At 59.0% G+C, this 1,750-nt stretch carries 2 protein-coding genes; both read right to left on the bottom strand.

All coding sequences use genetic code 11. The features are described 5' to 3' along the window. Positions 1-72: 72 nt before the first annotated feature. The gene (rodA, locus tag Q7U71_03015) at positions 73-1,296 is read right to left on the bottom strand and encodes a rod shape-determining protein RodA (protein MDO9390725.1); all 1,224 of its coding nucleotides are present in this window, start codon (positions 1,294-1,296) and stop codon (positions 73-75) included. Next, the coding region (locus Q7U71_03010) for a penicillin-binding transpeptidase domain-containing protein (protein MDO9390724.1) at positions 1,293-1,750 on the bottom strand (458 nt) is incomplete at its 5' end. The genes rodA and Q7U71_03010, both read right to left, overlap by 4 nt.

The raw sequence follows: 1,750 nt of genomic DNA, 5'->3' as shown, positions 1-1,750 counted from the left end.
CTGTTTACTGTTTAGTGTTCCCTGCGATTAGCATTCTGCCTTCGTTTTTCGTTTTCTGCCTTCGTTTTCCATTTAGTATTCGTACCGCCTCAGGCCTATGTTCAACAGTATTCCGGTCATCACCAGCATGGTTATCAGCGACGTTCCCCCGTAGCTCATGAACGGCAGGGGTATCCCGGTCACCGGCATGATCCCCAGGGTGACCCCGATGTTCAGGAAAACGTGGAACCCGATGATGGCGATGATCCCGATGGCGGTGAAGCTGGCGAACCGGTTGCGGGCCTGCCGGGCAATTGTTATCCCCCGGAACAGAAGCCAGAAGAAAAGCGACAGCACTATCATGACCCCGATGAAGCCGAATTCCTCGGCGAAGGTGGAAAAAATGAAATCGGTATGCTGTTCCGGCAGGAAGGAAAGCTTTTTCTGGGTGCCCTGCAGAAAACCCTTGCCCAGCAGTCCGCCCGAGCCCACCGCTATCTTGGACTGCAGCACGTGCCAGCCGGCCCCCTTGGGATCCAGGTCGGGGTTGATGAAGGTCAGCAGACGTTTGCGCTGATACCCCTTGAGACCGTACCAGACGGCCGGGGCCAGGCTGCCGATCAGGATGTTGATCAGGAATATGGGCAGGGCGTACTTGAACTTGACCCGGAAGAACCAGAAGGCTCCGGCCATCAGCAGCATGAAACCGATCCAGCTGGGCATCGAGATCACGGCCACCATCGAGAGCACCGGCGAGACCATGAAGAAAAAGTTGCCGAAGGAAAGCCCCTGCCAGAACACCATGGTCAGAAAAAGCGCGGCGAACGACAGCGAGGTCCCCAGGTCGGGCTCCACCAGCACCAGGGCCGCCGGCAGCAGCACTATGCCGATGGGAACCAGCAGTTTCCAGAATTTGTCCAGGGAAAAATCGTGGGCCGAAAGCACCTTGGCCAGCACGAAGACCGTGGCCAGCTTGGCCAGCTCCGAGGGCTGGAACCTGACAAATCCAAAATTTATCCAGCGGTGGGCCTTCATCACCGGGGGGGCGAACAGCACCGCCACCAAGAGTATCATCGAAACTATGTACAGCGGCCAGGCAAAGGCCTCAAAATAGCGGAAGGGAACGGCGATGGTCACAGCCATCAGCAGCAGGCCCAGGCCCAGAGAGAAAAGCTGCTTTTGCCACAGCCCCGCCAGCTGGGGCTGGTCGATCTGGGTGGCGCTGTATATGGCCACGATGCCGATGGCGCACAGCGACAGGGCCGCCGCCACCAGCTGCAGATCAAAATCGCGGGATCCGAGTGTCTTTATCTTCATGGTGTCCCCGCCGTTATCAGGTCAGGTTTAGGCAGCAGGCCCTTGATCTCCAGGTATCTCCGCATGATCTTTCCGGCTATGGGAGCGGCGACCTCCGAACCATGCCCGGCGTTCTCCACCAGCACCGCCACCGCTATGGCCGGGTCATCCTGGGGGGCAAAGCCCACGAACCAGGAATGGTCCTTGCCGTGGGGGTTCTGGGCGGTACCGGTCTTGCCGCAGACCTTAACCCCTTCTATCCGGGCGGCCCCGCCGGTGTGGCCGGGATCGTTGACCGCCCCGTACAGGGCCTGTTTTATGACCGACACAGTGTTTTCAGAAAGAGGCAGCCTCCTTTTGCTGATGACCTCGCCAGTCAGCACTTTTCCCGCATAATCCTCGGCCTTTAAAAGCAGATGGGGCTGGCACCACACCCCCCCGTTGGCCAGGGCCGCATACAGCGATGCCATCTGCA

It is taken from the genome of bacterium (assembly GCA_030655055.1).
Lineage (GTDB): Bacteria > Edwardsbacteria > AC1 > AC1 > EtOH8 > UBA5202.
Note: the sequence above shows the minus strand (reverse complement) of the source record. Positions and strands in the feature narration are given on the sequence as shown.